Source organism: Streptomyces sp. NPDC014864 (assembly GCF_043081525.1).
Lineage (GTDB): Bacteria > Actinomycetota > Actinomycetes > Streptomycetales > Streptomycetaceae > Streptomyces.
The window spans coordinates 1-1,056 of sequence record NZ_JBIBWT010000058.1; the positions used below are offsets into that span (position 1 = coordinate 1).

General features: G+C 75.2%; 1 protein-coding gene and 2 pseudogenes. 2 read left to right on the plus strand and 1 reads right to left on the minus strand.

Annotated features, from left to right (window positions below; all coding sequences use genetic code 11):
- A partial coding sequence (locus ACF1A5_RS33865) for a hypothetical protein (protein ID WP_392196668.1) occupies positions 1–423 on the plus strand: 423 nt, incomplete at its 5' end.
- A gap of 61 nt (positions 424–484) precedes the next feature.
- Here the strand turns inward: ACF1A5_RS33865 and ACF1A5_RS33870 are convergent.
- Positions 485–638: pseudogene (locus tag ACF1A5_RS33870) on the minus strand (sterol-binding protein); the annotation flags it as partial.
- Between the two features lie 130 nt (positions 639–768).
- Between ACF1A5_RS33870 and ACF1A5_RS33875 the strand changes: the two are divergent.
- A pseudogene (locus tag ACF1A5_RS33875) lies at positions 769–1,056 on the plus strand (serine/threonine protein kinase); the annotation flags it as partial.

A 1,056-nucleotide genomic window follows, 5' to 3' on the forward strand; every position in this document is an offset into this window, starting at 1 on the left:
GCGGCCACCATCGCCGCCGCCCTGCGCTACCCCACCGCGCTGGACGCCGAACTGCTGGACCTGCTCGGCCCCGGCGGCTCCGGCCGGCTGGACTTCGTCACCGGCGCCGACGCACCCCCGCTGACGGACGCCACCCACGCCTGGCGCACCCAGGTCGACGAGACCGTCGTCAGCTGGGCGGCCTGCCTGCTGGCCGACGCCGACCTCGCCGCCCTGGCCGCCGCCTGCCTGGCCGCCACCCACCACGGCCCCGACAGCGTGGGCGACGCGCGCCGGCTGACCATCCCCAGCCCGCGCGACCACCGCGCGGCCCCCCTGCTGCGCCACCCGGACTTCCTCGGCCCGATCGCGGACCTCCACCGCGAGACCCTCCTCGGCCTCCTCGGCGCCGCCCCGGCCGTCACCGCCCCCGAACCCGGGTGACCACCGAGCCCGTACGACCACAGGCAGCCGGCCACCGTTGGGCCGCCGCGGCCCGTCGCGCTCAGGGCGCCTTGAACAGAGCCGGGAAACGCGGAGCGAGCCAGGGCTTGCGCCCCCCCGACCAGGATGCGGCCTTGAGCGAGGGGACCCCACTGGCCCCGGCGCCCGAGCGCCATCAGGGGAAACGTGACCGGCTCGATGAGGATGGTGCAGTCCGTAACCGCTCCACACTCGATGGCAGGCCCCGACAGGCCGGACCACAACTCAGCCGGCAACGGACGCAAGCGGCACCTGCGGCAGCTTCATCGCCCCGGCCGGTGTGGGCCAGCGCCGAAAAGAGGCACGGTGTACGCCGGTGTGGGGGAGCGGGGCGAGCGGGTCGCGGTGAAGGTCGTGCATGCCGTGCAGGCGGCGGATGTGCAGTTCCGGGACCGGTTCCGCCGTGAGGTGCAGGCGTTGGGGCGGGTTTCGGGCCCGTGCTTGGTGCCGCTGTTGGAGGCTGATCCCGAGGCGGAGATCCCGTGGCTGGCCACCGCCTACGTGCCCGGCCCCACGCTCTCCCAGCACACCGCGGTGCATGGGCCGCTGGCCGAGATCCAGCTGCACCTGTTCGCTGCGGGCACCGCTGGGGCG